This window comes from Pseudonocardia sp. P-1 (genome assembly GCF_058111925.1).
The window spans coordinates 1,873,048-1,893,446 of the sequence record NZ_CM176614.1 but is presented as its reverse complement, the minus strand read 5'-3'; the positions used below and the strand labels follow the sequence as shown (position 1 = coordinate 1,893,446).

Sequence of the window (20,399 nt, the reverse complement as noted above, 5' to 3'; positions counted from 1 at the left end):
CGGGGCGTGGCGTCGCCCCGGGGGATCAGGTCAGTTGCCGCCCCCGAAGGGGTTGATGCCGAACGGCAGCTCGCCGGTGGAGCCGCCCTCGGGCACGGTGCGCGCCCCGTTCTGGGCGGTCGCGGCGGCGGTGTCGCGCACGCTGCCGAGCGTCACCGGCACCTCGCGGGCACCGGACCCGCTGCCGACGGTCAGCGTGACCTGCTGGCCGGGGGTGAAGTTGCCGACCCGGGCGATCAGGTCCGCGAAGCTCGACACCGGGTACTCGTTGACCTTGGTGACGACGTCGCCCGCCGTGATGCCCGCGGCGGCCGCCGGCGAGTTCGGCTCCACCGTCGTGATCTGGGCGCCCGCGGTCCCGCTCGGGGCGCTGCCGGAGGCCGACACCGAGCCCTGCACGCCGAGCTGCGGCTTGGTCGCGACGCCGGAGTCCATCAGCTCCTGGGCGACCCGCTTGGCGGTGTCGACCGGGATCGCGAAGCCCAGCCCGATCGAGCCGGAGCTCTGCCCGGCGGTGGCGATCGCGGAGTTGATGCCGACGACCTGCCCGGCCAGGTTGACCAGCGGGCCGCCGGAGTTGCCCTGGTTGATGGGGGGGTCGGTCTGCAGGCCGTTGTAGACGACCGGGGCCTGGCCGTCGCCGCCCGCGGTGACGGTCCGGTTCAGCGCCGAGACGATGCCCGCGGTGACGGTGCCGGACAGGCCCTGCGGCGAGCCGTTCGCGACGACCTGCTCGCCGACCTGCACGCTCGAGGACTCCCCGAGGGTGGCGGGCTTGAGGTCCGTGGCGCCCTGCAGCTTGATGACGGCGAGGTCGTAGCTGGGGGAGGTGCCGACGACGGTCGCGGTGTACTGCCTCCCGTCGGCGGTGGACACGGTGATCCGGCCGCCGTCGGTGGCGTTGGCGACCACGTGGTTGTTGGTGAGGATCTGGCCGTCGGAGGTCAGGATGACCCCGGAGCCCTCGGCGACGCTCTGCGCGGTGCGGACCTGGATGTCCACCGTGCTCGGGGTGATCGCGGCCGCGGCACCGGCGATCGAGCCGTCGGCGGGGGTGGCCGGGGTGCCGGGGGCGGCGGCGCTGGTCAGCGTGGCCGGGGTGGAGGAACCGTCGAGCACCAGGTAGGCGCCGCCGACACCGGCCGCACCGCCGACGAGGGCGGCCGTCAGCGCGACGGCGGCCAGGCCCGCCCCGAACCGGCGCGGCGGCCTCGGTGCCGGACCCTGCTGCGGGAACGGCGGGTACACCGAGGTGGGCGGGCTCCCCGCGCCGTAGGCCGGGATCGTGGGGTTGCTCGTCGTCGCCCACGGCGGGGGCGTCTGGGTCCCGTGGCCGCCGCCCGGGTCGCCCCCCTGGCTGCAGCCCTGCTGCCGGTGGTCGGTGTCGGTCACGGTGGTCGCCTCCTGTGCGTGGGTGCCGTCGTCGCCGGCCGGGTGGGCGGGGACCGCCCCCTCGTGACGCCGTGCGGGCCGGACGGGGTCGGTGGCGCCGCCTCCGGTGGAGGTCCGTCCGTCGGATGACTCGCCCGTTCCCGGCCCGTTCTCGGTCATGGGGCAACTGTGCGCCGTGACCCTGAGACGACCCTGTGACCGCGCTGGGAATCGCTCGGGCATCGGGTGAGAGTGCCCGGCACGCGGGTCCTCACCGGCGGTCCGGGCAGGTCAGGAGATCGCGCCGACCACCGTGAGCACCAGTCCCAGCACCGCGAGGGCGGCCCCGCCGCGGGCCCACAGCCGCTGCGCGCGCCGGTCGGAGGCGGTCAGCTCGGCCTCGGTGCGGGTGGACAGCACGAAGGTCCCGCCGGCGTCCTGCGGCGGCCGGATCACCAGTGGCCCGTCGCGGTCGTCGACCTCGCCGAGGACGTACATCGCGACGCCGGGGCGCAGCACCCACTCCTGGTTGCGGTAGCCGACGGTCCGGTCCCCGCCCCGGCCCCGGTCGTCGGCCGGGTCGAACCGGTCCAGCACCCGTTCCACCGGGTCCGGGTGCCGCCCGCCCGGGTCGACGCCGATGGTGTGCCCGTCGCGCAGCAGCGCCCAGCCGTGCGGGGACGTCCGTTCGGACACGGTCTCGGTGTGGGTCTGCGTCCGGGTGCGGCCCTCGTCGTCGCGCTCACGGCGCTCGAACCGGCGCTCGACCCGCTGCATGTGCCACACGCAGTCGACGCCCGCGAGGTCCGAGCGCAGCACCCCGACCGGGGCGGGCGCGGTCTGCCCGACGACCTCGCAGACCTTCCGGAACGTGCCCGGCCGCCCGGCGAGCTCCGCCGCGACGCCCGCGAGGTCGAGCAGCTCGGGCACCGACAGTGTCTCGGCCGCCATCATCGCGTGCACCCGGCGCTGGGTGCGGACCGCGACCCAGATGCAGGCGGCCCCGGCCAGCAGCGCGATGATCCCCGCCCACAGCACGGGCGGAACCTAGCAGGTCAGGCGACCAGCTCCACGATCGTGGCGTTGGCGGTGCCGCCGCCCTCGCACATGGTCTGCAGCCCGTAGCGGATCCCGCGGTCGCGCATGTGGTGCACCAGGCGGGTGAGCAGCACGGTGCCCGAGGCCCCCAGCGGGTGCCCGACGGCGATCGCCCCGCCGAGCGGGTTCAGCACGGCGTCGTCGGCGCCCAGCTCGGCCTGCCAGGCCAGCGGGACCGGCGCGAACGCCTCGTTCACCTCGAACGCGCCGATGTCGCCGATCGAGAGCCCGGAGCGCTTCAGCACCTTCTGCGTCGCCGGGACGGGCCCGGTCAGCATCCGCAGCGGGTCCGCGCCGGACACGGCCCCGGAGTGGTAGCGCACGATCGGGGTCAGGCTGAGCTCGCGGGCCCGCTCCGGCGTGGTCACGAGCACCGCCGACGCGCCGTCGGAGATCTGCGAGCTGTTCCCGGCGTGGATCACCCCGTCCGCGGAGAACGACGGCTTCAGCGCGGCCAGGGTGTCGGCGGTGGTGCCACGGCGCAGGCCCTCGTCGGCGGTGAACCCGGGCGCTCCGGGCACGTCGACGAGCTGGTCGTCGAACACGCCGGCGTCGATCGCGGCGGCGGCGAGCTCGTGGCTGCGTGCCGCGTACTCGTCGAGCCGGGTCCGCGACAGTCCCCAGTCCCGGGCGATCCGCTCGGCGCCGACGCCCTGGTTGAAGTCCCCGTTCGGGAACTCCCCGGACTCCAGGTCGGCGCGGTAGCGCTCGCGCACCAGCGGCCCGTAGGGACGTCCCAGGTCGCGGCCCGCGCCCAGCGGCACCCGGGTCATCGACTCCACCCCACCGGCGACGACGACGTCGTACTGCCCGGCCAGCACCATCCCGGCCGCGAAGTCGAACGAGGACTGGCTCGACCCGCACGCGCGGTTCACCGTCACCCCGGGCACCGTCTCCGGCCATCCCGCGGCGAGCAGCGCGTAGCGGCCGATCTGCGCGGCCTGGTCGCCGACCTGGTTCACACAGCCCCACACGACGTCGTCGACGACGGCGGGGTCGATCCCGGTCCGCTCGGCCAGGGCGCTCAGCACGGCGGCGGACAGGTCGACCGGGTGGACCTCGGCCAGGGACCCCTTCCGCTTCCCGATCGGTGTGCGGACGGCGGCACAGACGACGGCCTCGGGCATGGGGGTCCTCCTCGGTCACCGGTGACACGACTCGTTCGCGACGCTAAGCCATCGGAGGGGGTCGACGCTGAGAGGGCGATCACAGCGCCGGATGCGCATCAGGTGTCGAGGCGCTCTGGATCGATGAGGTACCGTCTCCGGCGTACGCGAAGGGGAGTAGCTCCCAACGCTGCGCTCGACATACTGGTCCGCCTCGTACTCCGACGGCCGACCCGGGTGCAGCGGCCTGACCACCACCAGGCGAGCGAGACCTTCGATCCGGATACACCGGGTCGAGGGCACCCCAACCTCGGTCCGGTCGAGATCGAGGGATGGACATGGACGGATTCCTGATCGCGTTCGCGATCAGCTTCGGCGTGATCTTCGTGGCCGAGCTGGGCGACAAGTCGCAGCTCATGGCCCTCACGTTCGCGACGCGCTTCAACGCGGTCCCGGTCCTGATCGGGATCACGATCGCCACCTCGGTGACCCACCTCGTGTCGGTCGCCGTCGGCTACGGCCTGGGCGCGTCGATCCCGACCGGCTGGATCGCGCTGGTCGCCGCGGTCGCGTTCCTGGCGTTCGGTGCCTGGACACTGCGCGGCGACAGCCTCTCCGAGGACGAGGAGGCGAAGGCCAAGCGGGCCGGCGGGTCCGCCGTCGTCGCCGCGTCGGTCGCGTTCTTCCTCGCCGAGCTCGGTGACAAGACGATGCTCGCGACGATCACCCTGGCCGCCCAGCACGGCACCCTCGCCGGGTCGATCGGCATCTGGGCCGGGTCCACGGTCGGCATGGTCGCCGCGGACGGGCTGGCCATCGTCGTCGGGCGTCAGCTCGGCAAGCGGCTCCCGGAGCGGGCCATCTCGGTCGGCGCCGCGGTGATGTTCTTCGTCTTCGGCGCCTGGCTGCTCTACGAGGCCGTCCCGCAGGTGTGGGGCGAGGACGCCTGGGGCCGCGTGGTCGACGTCGGCGGGCACCACGGGCTCGGCTGGGCCGCGCTGGTGCTGGGGGCCCTCGCCGTCGGCGCCGGGCTGTGGTTCCGCGGTCGTGCGCACCGCGCCCGCGGGGAGCGCAGGCTCGACGTCGCCCGGACCCCGGGCAGCCCGGCCTGGTGGGCCCGCACGCTGTTCGTGCTGGCCGCGGTGCTCGGGTTCGGTGCGCCGCTGCTGGTCGCCCTCGACGTGCTGCAGCCGATCTCGGTGCTGGCCCGGCCGGCGGTCGCCGTCGTCGGGGCGGGGCTGCTGCTGCTCGGTTTCGCCGTCGTCGCGGTCGCGATGCTGCAGCTCGGCACGGTGTGGCGCCGCTCGGCCACCGAGGCCGGAGCGGCCGCGGCCGGTGACCCGGACGCCGCACGACGCCCGGTGCTCGCCACCGGCGGGATCTACCGCCGCGTCCGCAACCCCGCCCTGACGGGCCTGATCGTCGGGTGCGCCGGGATGCTGTTCATGGCCCCGACCCTGCTCGGCGTGCTCGCCGGGGTGCTGATCCTGGTCGCGGTGCAGATCCAGGCCCGTGCGGTCTACGAGCCCGGCCTGGGCAGCGCACTGGGCGCCGAGTACGACGAGTACCGCGCCCGGACCGGCCGGTTCCTCCCGCGGGTCCGCGCCGACCGCACCCCCGCGGGTGAGGGCGACCGCACGACCGTCGGCTGAGCGGCCCGCCGCGACGCCACTGCGGCGACGACACCGCCCGCCCCGGCGCGACCGGGGCGGGCGGTGTCGTCCGGGGGGACCGGGGTCCGCAGGCGGGTCAGGAGTACCAGGTCGGCTCGGGCAGCTCGTCGCGCAGCACCCACGCCCCGACCTCGCGCCGCTTGTAGGCGACCGGGTCGTGGAGGGTGTGCGTGCGGACGTTGCGCCAGAACCGGTCGAAGCCCAGCTCCGTGGTCGTCGCGCGGGCCCCGAGGCCCTCGAAGATCCCCGAGGTGATCTCCAGCGCGACGTCGGTGGCACGCGCCTTCACCGCGGCGACCCGCACCTCGTGCCGGCCGCGCTGCTCGGCGGTGACGCCGTCGGCGTCACGGTGGATCGCCTGCTGCTCCTGCGCGACGGCGTCGGCCAGCGCCTCCACCGCCCACAGCTTCGCGTGCAGGTCGCCGTAGAGGTCGAGCTGGTAGGGCTCGTCGACGGCACGCTCGTGGCCGCCGTGGAGCCACGGCCGGGTCCGCTCGCGGGTGAAGCGCGCCGCGGTCTCGAGCGCCCCGCGGGCGATCCCGAGGTAGAACTCCACGAAGACGAGCTGGATGATCGGCACGTTGAGCGTGTTGTAGACCCGCGGCGTGAACACCCTGTCGGTGAACCCGGCGGCCGCCGCCCACGGCACCCGGACGTCGGTGATCGTGACGCTGCCGGACTCGGTGAGGCGCTGGCCGATGTTGTCCCAGTCGTCGCCGAAGACGATGCCCTCCTGGTGGCTCGGCACGATGGCGAAGACGTGGGTGTCGGTCCCCTCGATCACCCCCTCCAGCACGGTGACGTCGGAGACCCTGCTGCCGGTGGAGAAGGACTTGCGGCCGGAGTAGACGAGCTCGTCGCCCTCGTCGCGGATGGTCAGCTCGGCGTCGCGCGGGTTGACCGCGCCCCCGAAGAACCAGCGGTTGCGGGTGGCGTCGGCCTCGACCGCCGCGATCTGCTCGGGCGTCCCGACCAGCCGGGCGGCCCAGAACCAGAGCAGGTGGTAGCCGAGCAGCTGGCCGATGGAGCCGTCGCCCGCCGCGACCTCGCGGATCACCCGGTAGGCCAGCGGCCACTCCTGTCCGCCGCCCCCGTGCTCGACCGGCCCCAGGATGGTGACCAGGCCGGAGTCCTTGAGCAGGGCGACCTCGTCGTGCGGGGTGGCGCCCGCCCGGTCGCGGGCCGCGGCGTCACGCTCCAGGACACGGCGGACGTCGCGGGCCCGGGCCAGCCAGCCCGGGGCGTCGGTGGGCGTGGTGGACCAGTCGAGCGACTCGACGGTGGTGGGCTCGGAACGGTTCTCGGTCGTGGTCACGGTGTGTCTCCTCGTCGTCGGAGAAAGGTGTCCGGGCGCGGCGGCGCACGATGCGGCGGATACGCGCGGGAATGCGCACCGGATCGGCGGAGGAACGGTGGGCCCGGACGGGAGGGAACTGTCGGGGCGGTCACCGGCGACCGGGGTCGCCGGCCGCGGCGCAGGTCAGGGAGCCTGCTCCGCGGGGATGCCGGTCAGCGACAGAGCGACGAGGTCACACGCGAGAGGTCGACGTGGCGTCGACGGGTGAGCTCGGTGAACAGCACGGCCCCAGTGTTCGGGGAGATCACGGTGGAAGTCAACGAGACGTTCCCGGGAATGGGACGCGGCGCGGGATGTCCGGTCAGGACGGGCCCCGGGAACGCGGACGGGCCCGGCGACGACGGGCGCCGGGCCCGTGCGGACGGTGTCGCTCAGACGGTGGTGAGCTGCGGCTCGCGGGCGGCCAGCTCGGCCTCCTTCTCGCGGATGATCGGCAGCACCTTCGCGCCGAAGTACTCGACCTCCTCCTGGAAGTGCAGGAAGCCGAGCAGCAGCAGGTTCGCGCCGCGCCGCTTGTACTCGATCGCGCGGTCGGCGATCTGCTCCGGGGTGCCGATCAGCTGGGTCTTGAAGCCGTCGTTGTACTGGACGAGGTCCTCGAACGACGAGTCCGCCCACATGCCGCGCTTGTCGCCGGTGGAGTTGCCGGCCTGCTGGACGGCGTCGCGGAAGCCCTCGACGGCGGGCCGGTTGGCCTTCTCGATGATCTCGCGCAGGGTGTCCCGGGCCTCCTTCTCGTCGTCCCGGGCGATCATGAAGCCGTTGAGGCCGAACCGGACGGGCTGCAGCCGCTCGGCGGTCTTCGCGTGGCCGAGGACCTCCTCGACCTGCTCGGAGAAGCCGTCGTAGTCCTTGCCGTTGGAGAAGTACCAGTCCGACACGGTGCCGCCGTTGTAGCGGGCCGCGGTGGAGTTGCCGCCCTGGAAGATCTCCGGGTGCGGACGGCCGGGGACCTCGACCGGGCGGGGCTTGAGGTCGAAGTCGCGGATCCGGTAGAAGTCGCCGGCGAACTCGGCGCCGCCGTCGGAGGTCCAGATCTCGCGCAGCACCCGGATGAACTCGTTGCTGCGGCGGTAGCGCTCGTCGTGCTCGAGCCACGGCTGGCCCATCGCGGTGAACTCGGCCTTCAGCCAGCCGGAGACGATGTTGACCGCGAGCCGGCCGTTCGTCAGGTGGTCGGCGGTGGCGACCCACTTGGCCAGCACCGAGGGCTCCCACAGGCCGGGGTGGACGGCGGCGATCACCTTGAGCCGCTCGGTGGCCAGGCCCAGCGCGAGGGAGAACGCGGTGGCCTCGTGCTGGTGGTCGGCGCCGTAGCTGGCCATGTAGCGGATCTGGGACAGCGCGTACTCGAAGCCGTTGTTCTCGGCGGTCTGCGCCAGCTTCCTGTTGTACTCGAAGCCCCAGTCGGTGCGCTGTTCGATGGTGCTGGTGACCAGCCCGCCGGAGACGTTCGGGACCCAGTACGCGAACTTCAGCGGCTCCTGGATCCGGGTGTTGGGCGTGGTGGCGAGAGCATCGGACACGGGAGACTCCTCGGGGGTGTGCCGGGCACGGCAGACAGGCACACGACGGCGCCGGAAAGAGAAAAGAGGGAGGAAACGGATCTGCGGTGACGCGATCAGCGACAGGCCTGGCTCACGACGACGAGGTTGTCGACGTGACGGCGTCGGGTCAGCAGGAAGCCGGTCACGCTTCCACCGAACCCGCGGTGCGAATCGTTGTCAACCGGATGCCGGGGAGATCACCACGGGTCCTCACCGGTGGACCGGGTCGACGCCGAGCAGACCGTGCGCCAGCCCGCCGAGCAACCCCACGAGCCGGTGCTGGTCCAGGCCGCTGCGGAAGAACAGCGTCGACTGGATTGCGCCGACGCAGGCGTGCACCAGCACGCGCAGCTCGCCGTCGGACAGGTCCGGACGCAGCGGGGCGAGCACGTGCACCCAGTCCTCGACGTGGTGGCGCTGACGGCGCCGCAGGTCGCGGCGGGCCTCGGCGGGCAGGGTGTGGACCTCGCCGTAGTAGACGGCGAACTCGGTGCGGTTCTCGGTCACCAGCCGGATGTGGTCGGCCACCAGGACGGTCAGCGTCTCGCGCTCGGGCGTGCCCGCGGCCAGCGCCGCCGCCGCGGAGGCCTCCAGCCGGGCCATGCCGCGGTCGAGCAGGGCGAGCAGGACGGCCTCCTTGGAGGCGAAGTGCCGGTAGATCCCGGACCCGACGATGCCGGCCTCGGCGCCGATCTCGGCCATCCCGACGGTGTGGAAGCCTCGCCCTGCCGCGAGCCGGGCCGCCGCCTCGAGGATCCGCTCCCCGCGTTCCGGGTCGCGCCGCCGCGGGGGTCCCGCGGTTCCGGAGCTGGTTCGCGTCGGCATCTTTCCAGCATCGCATCCGCGCGGTACGGTCCGCCACAAGTGAACAACGGATCACTAGGGAGTCGGCGTGGACTTCACCGAGACCGACGAGGAACGCGATCTGCGGGCGGCCGTCGGCGCCATCGCGGCCTCCTACGGCAGCGAGTACTACCTGCGGTGTGCCCGGGAGGGCCGGCACACCCACGAGCTGTGGAAGGCGATGGGGCAGGCCGGGTTCCTGGGCGTCAACGTCGCCGAGGAGCACGGGGGCGGTGGCGGCGGGCTCGTGGAGCTGTCCATCGTCTGCGAGGAGGCCGCGGCGCAGGGCGCCCCGCTGCTGCTGGTGCTGGTGTCCGCCGCGATCTCGGCCGAGGTGATCGGGGAGTTCGGCTCCGAGGAGCTGCGCCGTCGCTGGCTGCCCGGGCTCGCCGACGGCTCGACCAAGGTCGTGTTCGCGATCACCGAGCCGGAGGCGGGGTCCAACACCCACCGGATGGCGACCCGCGCCGACCGTGACGGCGACGACTGGGTGCTCACCGGCACCAAGCACTACATCTCCGGCACCGACGACGCCGAGGCCGTGCTGGTCGTCGCGCGGACCGGGAGGGCGCCGGACGGGAAGGCGCGCCTGAGCCTGTTCGTCGTGCCGGTCGACTCGCCCGGGCTGACCCGCACCCCGCTGCCGGTGGACCTCATCGCCCCGGACAAGCAGCACGTCCTGCACTTCGACGACGTCCGCGTCCCGGCGGGCAACCTGGTCGGCGCCGAGGGCGACGGGTTCCGCCAGGTCTTCCGCGGGCTCAACCCCGAGCGGATCACCGGCGCCGCGCTCGGCGTCGGCATCGCCCGGTTCGCGCTGGCCAAGGCGGCCGACTACGCCCGCACCCGGCAGGTCTGGGACACCCCGATCGGTGCCCACCAGGGCGTCTCGCACCCGCTGGCGCGGGCCCGGATCGAGACCGAGCTCGCGGCGCTGATGACCCGCAAGGCCGCGTGGCTGCACGACCGCGGGATGCCCGCGGGCGAGGAGTCCAACATGGCCAAGTACGCGGCGGCGGAGGCGGCGACGCACGCCGTCGAGGCGGCCATGCAGACCCACGGCGGCAACGGTCTGGCCGGCGAATACGGGCTGATCCCGTACTGGGGGATGGCCCGGCTCATGCAGGTCGCGCCGGTCAACCGCGAGATGATCCTCAACCACGTCGCCCAGCACGGGCTCGGGCTGCCGAGGTCGTACTGATGGGTGCCGGCGAGCTCGGCCGGAACCTGATCGGGCGGGTCAACGTCGCCGACGCGCTCGGCCGCAGCGCCGCCGCCCGGCCGGGGCGGACCGCCGTCGTCGACGGGGAGCGGTCCTGGACCTACGCCGAGCTGGACGCCTGGGTGGACCGGCTGGCCCGCGGGCTCGCCGCGCGCGGCTGGACCCGCGGCGACGCGCTCGCGCTGGCCTCGGGCAACAGCGCCGAGTTCCTCGCCGTCTACTACGCCTGCGCCCGCCTCGGCCTGGTCTGCGTGCCGGTGAACCTGGGCTGGCGCCCGGACGAGGTCGCCTACGTCCTGGGCCACTCCCGGGCCCGCGGGATCGTCGTCGAGGCGCAGCTGGTCGCGGCGCTCGCGCCGGCCTGGGAGCAGGTGCCCGCGCTGACCGAGGTGTTCGTCGCGCCCGGCACCGGCGGGCCGGCCGGGGCCGGGGTCCCGCTGGCCGACGTCGAGGCCGGGGGAGGTGACGGCGCCGGGCCGGTCGAGGTGCTGGTCGAGGACCGGGACCCGCTGTCCTACCTGTACACCTCGGGGACGACGTCGTTCCCGAAGGGCGTCGTCACCTCGCACCTGGCGGTCACCCTGGAGTCGTTCTCCGCGGCGCTGGACTCGGGCTGGTCGGCGGCGGACAGCTTTCTGGCGATGATGCCGATGTTCCACACCGCGCAGCTCAACGCGTTCTGCACCCCGGCGGTGCTGGTCGGGGCGACGATCCACCTCTCCCGGGGGTTCGAGCCCGCCGCGTTCCTCGACACCGTCGAGCGCGAGCGGATCACCCAGGTGTTCGGACTGCCGATGATGTACCGGGCGGCGCTGGAGCACCCGTCGTTCGCCGGGCGGGACCTGTCGTCGCTGCGGCGCGCGGTGTACGCGATGGCGCCGATGCCCGAGCCGCTGATCCGGGCCTGCCTGGACGGCTTCGGCTGCGACTTCGCGCTGCTGTTCGGGCAGACCGAGATGAGCCCGTGCACCACCCTGTTCCGTCCCGAGCACCAGCTGACCCACATCGGTGCGGTCGGCACCCCGATCACCGGGGTCCGGGTCGCGGTCATGGACTCCGGCGGGACCCTGCTCGGCCCGGGGGAGGAGGGCGAGATCGTCTACCGCGGCCCGTCCACCATGAACGGCTACCTCGACGACCGCGCCGCGACCGACGAGGCGTTCCGGCACGGCTGGTTCCACTCCGGCGACGTCGGCCGGCTCGGCGAGGACGGCGTGCTGTGGTTCGCCGACCGGGTCAAGGACGTGATCAAGACGGGAGGCGAGAACGTGGCCTCGCTGGAGGTCGAGCGCGCCGTCTACGCGGCCGCACCGGACGTCGCGGAGGTGGTCGTGGTCGGGCTGCCGCACGAGCGGTGGAGCGAGGCGATCACCGCGGTGGTCGTGCCCCGGCCCGGCGCGACGGTCGACCCGGAGGCGCTGCTGGCCGCGCTGCGCGGGCACCTCGACCCCTACAAGGTCCCGAAGGCGGTGATCGTCGCCGACGAGCTGCCGCGCACCTCGACCGGGAAGATCCGCAAGAATGTCGTCCGCGAGACCCACGCCGGCCACTACGAGCCGCTCTAGCCGACGTGCACCACGGGGTGCCGGGCCACGTCGGGCCCGGCCTCCCGCAGGATCTCCCGGATGATCGGGGCGACCTCGCCGACGCCGGTGAACAGGTACCGGCCGAAGTGGCGCACCGGGTTGCCGTCGGTCCGACGCCGGTCAGGCACATGACCTTCCACCAGGCGTGGCGCGGGTGCTCCGGTTCGGGCCGGGCGTGCGGGCCCTGCCGGTGGGGACGGTGCGCGTCCTGCAGGAGCCAGGAGCCCACCCGGTTGCGGACCCGCCGCGGGGCCTCGGTGATCGCCACCGGCCCAGGATTGCGCTACGACACCGTCGGCGCCGCTCCTGCGGGCGGATCGTCCGGATCCGGTGGGGTGACGGTGGCCGCGTCGGTGCAGGCGAGCAGCGCACCGGCGAGCGGGCCGCGCCCGGCGACGAGCTCGACGACCCGCGCGTCGTAGCCGCGGACCTCGAGGAACCGGGCGGCGTCGCGCTGCGGGTCCCCGGTCCGGCGGGTGACCGGCGAGTGCCCGATGGGGTGCAGCACCGCGGCCGTCATCAGCAGGTCCCGGTCGTGCCCGTTGTCCTCGGCGGCGGCGCGGGCCGCGATCGCCGCCCGCTGGGCGCGCTCCCACAGCTCCGGGCGCTGGTGGGCCAGCAGCGTCTCGGCGAGCGCGCGGGCGGCGTCGAACCCCATGACCCGATCCTGCCCCACCCGCCGTGGGGTGATCCGCTGCGCGCGCGGTGATCCGTGCCGCGCGTGCGTCCGGACGCGCGCGGCGCACGGATCACCGCGCGGACGACGACGCCCCGCGGCCGGTGCGGCCGCGGGGCGTGTCGGGGCACCGACCGGGTCAGACCGTCTCGGACTCCCGGTCACCCCGCTGGGCGCGGACCGCGCGGAGCACGACCGGGGCGACCAGCAGGATCGCGATCAGCGAGTACACGACGATCGCGAGCGGGGTGGAGACCAGCGTCGTGACGTCGCCGTCGGCGATCTGCAGGGCGCGGCGCAGCTGCAGCTCCGCGTCCGGGCCGAGGATGACGCCGATGATCGCCGGCAGCACCGGCAGCCCGAACCGGCGCATCAGGAACCCGATGCCGCCGATCGCGAGCAGCACCAGCAGGTCGACCGGCTGGCCGGACACCGCGTAGGCGCCGACACAGGCGAAGAACACGATGCCCGCGTAGAGGTACGGCCGCGGGATCCGCAGCAGCGTCGCCCAGGCCGGGGCCAGCGGAAGGTTCAGCACCAGCAGCATGACCAGCCCGATGAACAGGCTCGCGATGAGCGTCCAGACCAGGTCCGGCTCCTTCTGGAACAGCAGCGGGCCGGGCTGGATGCCGAACTGCTGGAACGCGGCGAGCATGACGGCGGCGATCGCCGTCGTCGGCAGGCCGAGGGTCAGCATCGTCGCCAGCGTCCCCGCCGACGACGCGCTGGCCGCGGACTCCGGCCCGGCGACGCCCTCGATGGCGCCCTTCCCGAACTGCTCCGGGTGCTTCGAGAGCTTCCGCTCGGTCACGTACGCCATGAAGGTCGACATCTCGGCGCCGCCGGCCGGGATCGAACCGAAGCCGAAGCCGATGAACGGGCCGCGCAGCCACGGCTTCCAGGTCCGCCGCAGGTCCTCGCGGCCCAGCCACGGGCGCCCGACCGGGATGACCTCCTGCGTGCGTCGTCGCAGGTGGGCGGCCACCCACAGCGCCTCGCCGATCGCGAACAGCCCGACCGCGACGATGATGACGTCGATGCCGTCGGCCAGCTGCGGCACCCCGAAGGTGAGCCGCGGCTGCCCGGAGATCGGGTCGAGCCCGACCAGGCCGATCGTGAGGCCCAGGGCGAGCGCGGCGAACCCGCGGACCCGCGAGGCGCCCAGCACGCCGCTGACCGCGACGAAGGCCAGGACCATGATCGCGAAGTAGTCCGGGGCGCCGATGTCGACGGCCACCGAGGCGATCAGCGGGGCGACCAGGACCAGCCCGGTCACGCCGACGATGCCGCCGATGAAGTGCCCGATCGCGGCGGTGGCGAGCGCCTGGGCGCCGCGCCCGGACTTCGCCATCGGGTTGCCCTCGATGGCCGCCATCACCGAGGCGGACTCGCCGGGGGTGTTCAGCAGGATCGACGTCGTCGACCCGCCGAACATCGCCCCGAAGTAGATGCCGGCGAACATGATGAACGCACCGGTCGGGTCGAACGCGTAGGTCACCGGCAGCAGCAGTGCCACCGCCATCGCCGGGCCGATGCCCGGCAGCACGCCGATCGCGGTGCCGAGCAGCACCCCGAACGCGGCGAACAGCAGGTTCTGCGGGGTCAGCGCGTGCGCGAACCCGTTCATGAGCAGGTCGAACGTGCCCATCAGCCGAACACCCCCATCAGCGGGCCGCCCGGGAGGTCGACGCCGAGCACGGCGTCGAACAGCACCCAGGTCAGCAGCGAGACCGCGGCGGCGATGCCGAGGTCGCGGAGCACCGCGCGCGAGCCGAGCGCGTAGGTGGCGCCGGCGAACAGGACGGTCCCGGCGATCGGCCAGCCGGCGAGCGGGATGAGCGCCGCCGTCGCGACGATCACCCCGGCCAGCATCCCGACCGTGCGCAGGTCCACGGCGGTGTCGAGGTCGACGTCCTCGCCGCCCTCGGCCTCGCCGCGGCCGCCGCGCAGGACGTCGACGGTCAGCAGCGCCGCCAGCACCAGCAGCGCCGCGCCGAGCACGAACGCGACGGTGCGCGGTCCGAGCGGGTCGGACGCGCTGCCGCCGCCGCCCTCGGCGAGGGTGTCGCCCAGCACCAGCAGGCCGGTGAGGGCCAGCAGCACCGACACACCCAGCTCCGAGTGCTCCTTCCACCAGGAGCGAGCGGTCCCGGTGTCCCCGATGGTCGTCACGTCAGCCCCAGCCCGGTCAGTACCCGCTCGACGCGGGCGTCCTCGTCGGCCAGGAACCGGCCGAACTCCGGCCCCGGCAGGTACGCGTCCTGCCAGCCGTTGCGGGCCAGCACCTCGCGCCACTCCGGCGTCGTGTGCAGCTCGGCGTAGGCGCGCTCCAGCTCGGCGACGCCCTCGGGGTCCAGCCCCGGCGGCGCGACGACACCGCGCCAGTTGGTGAACTCGACGTCGACGCCGGACTCGCGCAGCGTCGGCGCGTCGAGGCCGGGGATCCGCTCGCCCGCGGTCACCGCGAGCACCCGCAGGTCGCCCGAGGCGATCTGGTCGGCGAACTCGCCGAGCCCGGACACCCCGAACGCGACCTTGCCGCCGAGGACGGCGGCGAGCAGCTCGCCGCCGCCGTCGTAGGAGACGTAGTTGACCGCGCGCGGGTCCACGCCGGCGCCCTCGGCCATCAGCATCGGGGCCAGGTGGTCCGGGCCGCCGGGGGAGGAGCCGCCGCCGACCGGGGTCTTCCCGGGGGCCGCCCGCCAGGCGGCCAGCAGGTCGCCCACGTTCCGGTAGGGCGAGTCACCGGGGACGACGACGATCTCGGTCTCCTCGGTGAGCCGCGCGATCGGTGTGGTCTGCTCGAGCGTGGCCGGCGAGTCGTTGGAGTACACGCTCCCGACCACGCCCAGGCCCATGCTCATCACGAGCCGGTCGTCGCCGGCCTCGTTGACGGTCCGGCCGAGCCCGACCGTGCCGCCCGCACCGGGCAGGTTGAAGACCTCGACCGACCCGGTCAGCCCGGCGTCCTCCATGGCCTTGGCCGCGCTGCGGGCGGTGACGTCGTAGCCGCCGCCGGGGGCGTTCGGGACCAGCATCCGCAGCCCGCGGAGCTGGGTGCCGTCGCCGCCGCCGCCGATCGCGCCCACCGCGGGCGGGACGAGGAGCAGGGCGGCCAGCACGGCCACCACCGTGCCGAGGAGAGGTCCGACCCGGGGCCGCGGCCCGGGCGACGTGGGGTCGTCCGGCGGGGGCCGGTCCTGCGTTCGTGGAGGAGCCGTCTGAGGCATCTGCGTCCGATCTCACCGTTGCGAAGCGAACGCGTTGCAGTGTGCGGAGTCACCCCTCCGATGTCTCCGTAACGGCCACAACGGTCGTTGTGGTCGTTACGGTCACCGCGGCCCGGGCGCGCGGGTCAGCGTGACCGCAGCCCCAGCTCGCCCAGGACGTGCTCCACCCGCTCGTTCTCGGCGGCGGTGAACCGGGCGAAGTCCGCGCCCGGGAGCCAGGCGTCGCGCCACCCGTTCGCAGCCAGCACCTGCCGCCACTCGGGGGTGTCGCGCATCGCGGACACGGCGTCGGCCAGCGCGGCGCGGTCGGCGTCGGCCAGCCCGGGCGGCGCGACCAGCCCGCGCCAGTTGCTGAACTCCACGTCCACCCCCGACTCGCGCAGCGTCGGCACGTCGAGGCCGGGTACCCGCTCGCCCGCGGTCACCGCGAGCACCCGCAGGTCACCGGACCCGATCTGGTCGGCGAACTCGCCCACCCCGGACACCGCGAAGCCCACCTCGCCGCGCAGCACCGCCGCGAGCAACGGACCCCCGCCCTCGTAGGACACGTAGCGGACCCGGGCGGGCGCGATGCCGGTGCCCTCGGCGAGCAGCATCGTGGCGAGGTGGTCCGGCCCGCCGACGCTCGAGCCGCCGCCGACGGTGAGCCCGCCGGGGGCGGCGCGCCAGGCGTCGAGCAGCGCGCGGACGTCGCGGTAGGGCGAGTCCGCGGGCACGACGACGATCTCCGACTCCTCGGTCAGCCGCGCGATCGGCGTGGTGCCGGCGAGCGAGAGCGGGGTGTCGCGGGACGCGGTCGCCCCGACGATCCCGAGCCCCATGCTCATCAGGAGCCGGCCGTTGCCCGCCTCGCCCTCGACCCGGCCGAGCCCGGCGATCCCGCCGGCACCGGACAGGTTGAACACCTCGACCGGGCCGGCGATCCCGGTGTCGGACAGCACCTTGGCCGCGCTGCGGGCGGTGACGTCGTAGCCGCCGCCGGGTGGGTTGGGGACCAGGATGCGCAGGTCGGACAGCGGCCGCGGCCCGTCGGTCAGCACGATCGGGACGACGACCGCGGCGAGGGCCAGCACGAGCACCACGACCAGCGAGACGACCGGACCCCGGCGGGCGCCGCGGGCGATCGGCGCCCCGCCGGGCCGCGTCACCGTCCCCGCCATGCCCACCCGCCCGTCGCCGTGCCGCCGCCGGTGAGTCTGCGCGTCCGCGGCCGGGCCGGTCCACCGAGGGTGAGCCGCGCGACGCGTCGTGGCCCCGCCGCCTCGCGTGCCCGCCGCCGTCGCCGCACGTCCTACGCTGGGCGCATGCGACGGCGCGCCGGGGGGACGGGTGGACCGCTGGCCCGCCAGTTCCTCGTCTGGCAGCTGGTGGTCGTGGTCGTGCTGCTCGGCGCGGTCGCGGCGCTGGCCGCCGTGCAGTCCTCGGAGTCGTTCCGCGAGACCCAGGGACGCCGGATGCTGTCGGTCGCCGAGGACGTCGCGTCCGTACCGACCGTGCGCGAGGCGTTGCAGACCCGCCGCTACGACCTGCTTCCGTCGTTCGCCCGCAGCGCGGAGAACCTGTCCGGGGCCGACGAGATCGAGATCGTCGACGCCGGTCTGGTCGTGCGCACCTCACCGGACCCGTCCCGGGTCCGGCAGCGGTTCGACCCCGGTGCCAGCACCGCGCCGCAGGGCCGGGCCTGGGTCGGCAACCCCGACGGGCGCGCCGTCGTCGCCCAGGTGCCGGTGATCGACGACCGCGGCGCCGTCGCCGGGCTGGTGTCGGCCGGGATCCGCGCCCCGTCGCTGTGGGAGTCCCTCGCCGGGGCCCGCGCGGAGACCGGCGCGCTGCTGGGGCTGGCCCTGGGCGTCGGCGTCCTCGGGTCGCTGCTGCTCGCCCGGCGGGTCCGCCGCCAGACCCTCGGCCTGGAGCCCGACGAGATCGTCGAGCTGGTGCAGCGCCGCGAGGCGATGCTGCTCGGCATCAAGGAGGGCGTGGTCGGGCTGGACACCGCCGACCGGATCACCCTGCTCAACCCGGTCGCCCGCGAGCTGCTGGAGCTGCCCGGTGCCCGCGAGGGCGACGCCGTCGCCGACCTCGGCCTCGACGACCGGCTCCGCGAGGTCCTCACCGGTGCCGCCGACGGCGAGGACCAGCTCGTGCTGCGCGACACCCGGGCCCTGGTGCTCAACCGCCGCCCGGTCCGCGTCGACGGCCGCGACGTGGGCGCCGTGGTCACCCTGCGGGACCGCACCGAGCTCACCACCCTGCAGCACCGGCTCGACGCCTCGCACACCGTCACCGACACCCTGCGCGCCCAGGCCCACGAGTTCTCCAACCGGCTGCACACCATCGCCGGGCTCACCGAGCTCGGCGAGCACGACGAGGTGCGCCGGTTCGTCGCCGGCATCGTCGCCGCCTCGGAGGGGTGGCGCCGCGAGGTCACCGCCAGCGTCGGCGACCCGGCGACGGCCGCGCTGCTCGTCGCGAAGAACAGCCAGGCCGCCGAGCGCGGCGTCGAGCTGGCCCTGGACCCGGAGTCCCGGCTCGACCCGACCGACCCCGACCACGACCCGGACCTGTCCGCCGACCTCGTGACCGTGCTCGGCAACCTGATCGACAACGCGATCGACGCGACCGCCGGGCGGGACGGCCCGCGACGGATCGAGATCGGGCTCGCCGGCGGCGGCGACACCGACGGCGACGAGGTCTGGGTCGAGGTCCGCGACTCCGGCCCCGGGATCGCCTCCGAGCTGGCCGAGGAGGTGTTCCGGGCCGGCTACTCGACCAAGGCCGCCGAGATCGGCGGCCGCGGGCTCGGCCTGGCCCTGGCCCGGCAGGCGTGTCTGCGCCGGGGTGGCACCATCGCGGTGCGGCCGGCGCCGGCGGGCCGGGTCGGTGCGGTGTTCGAGGCGGTGCTGCCGGTGGCGCCGACGGGGGTGCGGGTGTGAGGGTCCTGGTCGTCGACGACGACTTCATGGTCGCGAAGGTCCACTCCGGCTACGTGGAGCGGATCGAGGGCTGCACCGTGGTCGGCGTCGCGCACAACGGCGCCGACGCCCTCGACGCCGCCGCCCGGCTCCGCCCGGAGCTGGTGCTGCTCGACGTCTACCTCCCCGACATGTCCGGCCTGGAGGTGCTGACGCGGCTGCGCACCGGGGCCGCCGACGACCCGTTCGTGCTGGTCGTGACCGCCGCCGACGACTCCGGCACGGTCGCCGCCGCCCTGCACGGCGGCGCGCTGCACTACCTCGTCAAGCCGTTCGACTCCGCCGCGCTCGCCGCCCAGGTGCACCGCGCGACGCGGATCCGGCGCGACCTGGACCGGGTCCGCGACCAGTCCGACATCGACCGGCTCTTCGGCGGCACCGGCGCCGCCCCGGCCCGCACCCCCGGCGGCCCGGAACGGATGCCGAAGGGGCTGACCACCCCGACCGCGGAGCTCGTCGCGGGCACCCTGCGCGAGCACTCGGGGACCGATGCGGAGGCGGACCTGTCGGCGACCGAGTGCGCCGAGGCCACCCGGCTGTCCCGGGTCAGCGCACGCCGCTACCTGGAGCACTTCGTGTCGACCGGGCAGGTCACCGTACGGCTGCGCTACGGCGGCACCGGCCGTCCGGAGCGCCGCTACCGCTGGGTCGGCTGACCGGCCCCCCGCAGCGCCTCCGCGTGCGGCGCCGCCGGCTCGGTCTCCGCCTGCGGTGCCGCCGGGTCGGCCTCCGCCTCCTCGGCCTCGGCGGCGTGCTCCAGCAGCACCGCCGCGATCGGCTCGCACAGCAGGTCCGGCAGCGCGTGCCCCATCCCGTCCACCGTGACCAGCTGCGCGGCCGCCCCGATCCGCGCCGCCAGGTGGTCGGCGTGCGGCGGCGGGTGCACCGGGTCCTCCGGCGCCTCGACGACGAGCGTCGGCACCGTGACCGAGCCCAGCTCGGCGCCGCGGTCCAGACCGTCGGGATCGGCCTGGGCGTGCGCGGTGCACGGCTCGACCCGCCCGGTGTGGCCCATGATCCGCCGCTCCCGCGCGGCGAACTCCGCGGTGTCGAACGGCAGCACCCCGCCGGAGACGCGTCGCCAGTACTCGACCCGCCAGGCCAGCTCCCCGGCCTCGTCACGCGGGTCGCCCAGCTCCTGCCACATCCGCTGCACGTCCCGGGTCGGGCCGGGCAGGTCGGCGTCGCCGGTGTCGAGCGCCGCGGTGCACAGCAGCGTCGCGCTGACCATGCGGTGCGGCGCGTCGAGCGCGAGCAGCTGGACCAGCGTCCCGCCCATCGACATCCCGACCAGGTGCGCCCGGTCGATCCCGCAGCCGTCGAGCACCGCGAGTGCGTCGGTCGCCAGGTCGGCGACGGCGTAGGGCCGGTCCTCGAACGCGTGGGTTGAACGGCCGGTGTCGCGATGGTCGTAGCGGACCACCCGGTGCCGCTCGCGCAGCACCTCGACCAGCGCGTCCGGCCAGCCGTACCCGGCCGAGCCCGCCCCGTTCACCAGCAGCACCGGCGCCGCCGGCGTCGGCCGGTGTGCGGGCAGGTCCTGCACCCAGAGGGTCACGCCCGGCTCGGTCTCGACCTCGCGTACGGTGCCGGCGATCTCCACATGCGCAGGCTGCCAGACCGGTGACGACCCGCCTCCGCCGACCGGGCCCTACCCGGAACGCGCGACGGCCCGGTCCGCACAGTGTGCGTACCGGGCCGTCGCGAGGAGCTGGGGG

The 20,399-nt window shown here is 74.6% G+C and carries 19 protein-coding genes; 5 read left to right on the top strand and 14 right to left on the bottom strand.

The genetic code is table 11. The features are described from left to right. Nucleotides 1-30 precede the first annotated feature (30 nt). The 3 genes from AC0GKK_RS09040 to AC0GKK_RS09030 all read right to left on the bottom strand — a co-directional run bounded on the left by AC0GKK_RS09040 (nucleotide 31) and on the right by AC0GKK_RS09030 (nucleotide 3,596). On the bottom strand, nucleotides 31-1,392 hold the full coding sequence (locus tag AC0GKK_RS09040) for a S1C family serine protease (RefSeq protein ID WP_489883591.1): 1,362 nt from the start codon (nucleotides 1,390-1,392) through the stop codon (nucleotides 31-33). Between the two features lie 270 nt (nucleotides 1,393-1,662). After that, entirely contained in the window at nucleotides 1,663-2,409 is a 747-nt protein-coding gene (locus AC0GKK_RS09035; RefSeq protein ID WP_251785424.1) for an E3 ubiquitin ligase family protein, read from the bottom strand. Between the two features lie 17 nt (nucleotides 2,410-2,426). Beyond that, a complete protein-coding gene (locus AC0GKK_RS09030) occupies nucleotides 2,427-3,596 on the bottom strand; it encodes a thiolase family protein (protein WP_489883590.1) in 1,170 nt (389 codons plus the stop codon). A gap of 317 nt (nucleotides 3,597-3,913) precedes the next feature. Here AC0GKK_RS09030 and AC0GKK_RS09025 point away from each other — a divergent pair, with 317 nt between their 5' ends. Further along, entirely contained in the window at nucleotides 3,914-5,227 is a 1,314-nt protein-coding gene (locus AC0GKK_RS09025; RefSeq protein ID WP_489883589.1) for a TMEM165/GDT1 family protein, read from the top strand. A 97-nt stretch (nucleotides 5,228-5,324) separates the two neighbouring features. On the opposite strand, the gene AC0GKK_RS09020 is transcribed toward AC0GKK_RS09025, so the two are convergent. From AC0GKK_RS09020 to AC0GKK_RS09005, 4 genes are all read right to left on the bottom strand, one after another. Next, nucleotides 5,325-6,563, bottom strand: a complete 1,239-nt coding sequence (locus AC0GKK_RS09020) for an acyl-CoA dehydrogenase family protein (protein ID WP_489883588.1) — start codon at nucleotides 6,561-6,563, stop codon at nucleotides 5,325-5,327. A gap of 194 nt (nucleotides 6,564-6,757) precedes the next feature. Then, entirely contained in the window at nucleotides 6,758-6,829 is a 72-nt protein-coding gene (locus AC0GKK_RS09015; RefSeq protein WP_350590274.1) for a putative leader peptide, read from the bottom strand. A 147-nt stretch (nucleotides 6,830-6,976) separates the two neighbouring features. Beyond that, on the bottom strand, nucleotides 6,977-8,095 hold the full coding sequence (gene sfnG, locus AC0GKK_RS09010; RefSeq protein ID WP_405421565.1) for a dimethylsulfone monooxygenase SfnG: 1,119 nt from the start codon (nucleotides 8,093-8,095) through the stop codon (nucleotides 6,977-6,979). Between the two features lie 267 nt (nucleotides 8,096-8,362). After that, nucleotides 8,363-8,977, bottom strand: a complete 615-nt coding sequence (locus tag AC0GKK_RS09005; protein WP_062400803.1) for a TetR/AcrR family transcriptional regulator — start codon at nucleotides 8,975-8,977, stop codon at nucleotides 8,363-8,365. Nucleotides 8,978-9,044: 67 nt separating this feature from the next. On the opposite strand from AC0GKK_RS09005, the gene AC0GKK_RS09000 reads away from it, so the two are divergent. Together AC0GKK_RS09000 and AC0GKK_RS08995 are read left to right on the top strand one after the other, a co-directional pair. Further along, a complete protein-coding gene (locus AC0GKK_RS09000) occupies nucleotides 9,045-10,196 on the top strand; it encodes an acyl-CoA dehydrogenase family protein (protein WP_062400804.1) in 1,152 nt (383 codons plus the stop codon). Then, a complete protein-coding gene (locus AC0GKK_RS08995) occupies nucleotides 10,196-11,782 on the top strand; it encodes an AMP-binding protein (RefSeq protein ID WP_489883587.1) in 1,587 nt (528 codons plus the stop codon). Before AC0GKK_RS09000 ends, AC0GKK_RS08995 begins: the two co-directional genes overlap by 1 nt. Here the strand turns inward: AC0GKK_RS08995 and AC0GKK_RS08990 are convergent. From AC0GKK_RS08990 to AC0GKK_RS08965, 6 genes are all read right to left on the bottom strand, one after another. After that, nucleotides 11,779-11,931 carry a hypothetical protein gene (locus AC0GKK_RS08990; RefSeq protein WP_489883586.1) on the bottom strand — a complete coding sequence of 51 codons (153 nt, stop codon included), beginning with the start codon at nucleotides 11,929-11,931 and terminating at the stop codon, nucleotides 11,779-11,781. The two genes, AC0GKK_RS08995 and AC0GKK_RS08990, sit on opposite strands and share 4 nt — an antisense overlap. Before the next feature lie 155 nt (nucleotides 11,932-12,086). Then, the gene (locus AC0GKK_RS08985; protein WP_405418878.1) at nucleotides 12,087-12,461 is read right to left on the bottom strand and encodes an HD domain-containing protein; all 375 of its coding nucleotides are present in this window, start codon (nucleotides 12,459-12,461) and stop codon (nucleotides 12,087-12,089) included. Nucleotides 12,462-12,618: 157 nt separating this feature from the next. Continuing rightward, a complete protein-coding gene (locus tag AC0GKK_RS08980; protein WP_489883585.1) occupies nucleotides 12,619-14,127 on the bottom strand; it encodes a tripartite tricarboxylate transporter permease in 1,509 nt (502 codons plus the stop codon). After that, complete coding sequence (locus tag AC0GKK_RS08975) at nucleotides 14,127-14,651, bottom strand: tripartite tricarboxylate transporter TctB family protein (protein WP_251785397.1); 525 nt, start codon at nucleotides 14,649-14,651, stop codon at nucleotides 14,127-14,129. Before AC0GKK_RS08975 ends, AC0GKK_RS08980 begins: the two co-directional genes overlap by 1 nt. After that, complete coding sequence (locus AC0GKK_RS08970; RefSeq protein WP_251785395.1) at nucleotides 14,648-15,610, bottom strand: Bug family tripartite tricarboxylate transporter substrate binding protein; 963 nt, start codon at nucleotides 15,608-15,610, stop codon at nucleotides 14,648-14,650. The genes AC0GKK_RS08975 and AC0GKK_RS08970 overlap by 4 nt, the downstream gene beginning before the upstream one ends. A 224-nt stretch (nucleotides 15,611-15,834) precedes the next feature. Beyond that, nucleotides 15,835-16,797, bottom strand: coding sequence for a Bug family tripartite tricarboxylate transporter substrate binding protein (locus AC0GKK_RS08965; RefSeq protein ID WP_489884000.1), 963 nt, complete (start codon nucleotides 16,795-16,797; stop codon nucleotides 15,835-15,837). Nucleotides 16,798-17,013: 216 nt separating this feature from the next. Here AC0GKK_RS08965 and AC0GKK_RS08960 point away from each other — a divergent pair, with 216 nt between their 5' ends. Continuing rightward, on the top strand, nucleotides 17,014-18,642 hold the full coding sequence (locus tag AC0GKK_RS08960; RefSeq protein ID WP_405418872.1) for a sensor histidine kinase: 1,629 nt from the start codon (nucleotides 17,014-17,016) through the stop codon (nucleotides 18,640-18,642). Further along, nucleotides 18,639-19,337 carry a response regulator gene (locus AC0GKK_RS08955; protein ID WP_489883584.1) on the top strand — a complete coding sequence of 233 codons (699 nt, stop codon included), beginning with the start codon at nucleotides 18,639-18,641 and terminating at the stop codon, nucleotides 19,335-19,337. Before AC0GKK_RS08960 ends, AC0GKK_RS08955 begins: the two co-directional genes overlap by 4 nt. Here the strand turns inward: AC0GKK_RS08955 and AC0GKK_RS08950 are convergent. Then, complete coding sequence (locus tag AC0GKK_RS08950) at nucleotides 19,319-20,284, bottom strand: alpha/beta fold hydrolase (RefSeq protein ID WP_489883583.1); 966 nt, start codon at nucleotides 20,282-20,284, stop codon at nucleotides 19,319-19,321. The genes AC0GKK_RS08955 and AC0GKK_RS08950 overlap by 19 nt on opposite strands. Nucleotides 20,285-20,399: the final 115 nt, after the last annotated feature.